The following is a 1,955-nucleotide window of genomic DNA, read 5'->3' as shown; positions in this document are numbered from 1 at the left end:
CCCGGCGACATCCTCGTCGGCAAGGTCACGCCCAAGGGCGAGACCGAGCTGAGCGCCGAGGAGCGCCTGCTGCGCGCGATCTTCAACGAGAAGAGCCGCGAGGTGCGCGACACGTCGCTGAAGGTGCCCCACGGTGAAGAGGGCACGATCATCGCGGTGAAGGAGTTCAACGCCGAGGACGGGGACGACGAGCTCGGCTCGGGTGTCAACCGCCGCGTCGTCGTCTACATTGCGCAGAAGCGCAAGATCACCGAGGGCGACAAGCTCGCCGGCCGCCACGGCAACAAGGGCGTCATCGCGAAGATCCTGCCGGTGGAGGACATGCCGTTCCTCGCGGACGGCACGCCGGTCGACGTCGTGCTGAACCCGCTCGGCATCCCCGGCCGCATGAACTTCGGCCAGGTGCTCGAGACCCACCTCGGGTGGATCTCGAAGCAGGGCTGGAAGGTCGACGGCTCGCCGGAGTGGGCGAAGAATCTGCCCGACGACGCACGCGAGGCCGCCCCCGGCACGAAGGTCGCCACCCCGGTGTTCGACGGTGCCGAGGAGCAGGAGATCGCAGGCCTGCTCGACTCGACGTTGGTCAACCGCGACGGCGAGCGGCTCATCGACTCGACGGGCAAGACGCAGCTGTTCGACGGCCGCTCCGGCGAGCCGTTCCCGGCTCCGATCTCGGTCGGCTACATGTACATCCTCAAGCTGCACCACCTGGTCGACGACAAGATCCACGCCCGCTCGACCGGTCCGTACTCGATGATTACTCAGCAGCCGCTCGGTGGAAAGGCGCAGTTCGGCGGTCAGCGCTTCGGCGAGATGGAGGTGTGGGCCCTCGAGGCCTACGGCGCCGCCTACGCGCTGCAGGAGCTCCTCACGATCAAGTCCGACGACATCCTCGTCCGTGTCAAGGTGTACGAGGCGATCGTCAAGGGCGAGAACATCCAGGAGCCCGGCATCCCCGAGTCGTTCAAGGTGCTCATGAAAGAGATGCAGTCGCTGTGCCTGAACGTCGAGGTCCTCGGCGCCGACGGCACCGCGGTCAACCTCCGCGACACCGACGACGAGGCCTTCCGTGCCGCCGAAGAGCTCGGCATCAACATCTCCAGCCGCTTCGAGTCCTCGTCCATCGACGAGATCTGAGCCGGCCCTTCGACAAGCTCAGGGATCGCATCCCTACATTTCCGACACAGGAGAACTGAGAACTAGTGCTCGAGTCAACAACATTCGATGAGCTTCGCATCGGCCTGGCCACCGCGGACGACATCCGCACGTGGTCGTACGGCGAGGTCAAGAAGCCCGAGACCATCAACTACCGCACCCTCAAGCCCGAGAAGGACGGCCTGTTCTGCGAGAAGATCTTCGGCCCTCAAAAGGACTGGGAATGCGCCTGCGGCAAATACAAGCGGGTGCGCTTCAAGGGCATCATTTGTGAGCGCTGCGGCGTGGAGGTCACCCGGTCCAAGGTGCGCCGCGAGCGCATGGGCCACATCGAGTTGGCCGCCCCCTGCGTGCACATCTGGTACCTGCGTGGTACCCGGTCGTGGCTGGCGTACCTGCTCATGGGGACCGAGCCCCGTGAGGAGCTGAAGGCAAAGCAGCTGGAGAAGGTCATCTACTTCGCCGCAAACCTGGTCACCTGGGTCGACGACGAGAAGCGAGACGCCGACCTTCAGAACCTCGAAGCCGAAGTGATCGGCGAGCGCGAGACCATCATCAAGGAGATGGAACTCCGCCTGGCCGAGGAGCACGAAGCGGTCGAGGCCGAAGTGGCCCAAATGGAGGCCGACGGCGCCAAGGACTCCGAGTTGCGGGCCCGGCAACGGGCCGCCGAGAAGGACTTCGCCGCAGTCCGTGAGCAATACGAGATGGAACTCGACGTCCTCGACCGGGCATGGGACGAGTTCAAGGGGCTGTTTTCCCGCCAGATCATCGAAGACGAGATGCTGTGGCGTGAGATG

At 64.8% G+C, this 1,955-nt stretch carries 2 pseudogenes; both read left to right on the top strand.

What is annotated here, in order from left to right:
* Window positions 1-1,137, top strand: a pseudogene (locus ACK5IN_RS10235) (DNA-directed RNA polymerase subunit beta); the annotation flags it as partial.
* 65 nt (window positions 1,138-1,202) lie between these two features.
* Window positions 1,203-1,955: pseudogene (locus ACK5IN_RS10230) on the top strand (DNA-directed RNA polymerase subunit beta'); the annotation flags it as partial.

The sequence above is a fragment of the Microbacterium sp. genome (assembly GCF_047971895.1).
GTDB lineage: Bacteria > Actinomycetota > Actinomycetes > Actinomycetales > Microbacteriaceae > Microbacterium.
Note: the sequence above shows the minus strand (reverse complement) of the source record. Positions and strands in the feature narration are given on the sequence as shown.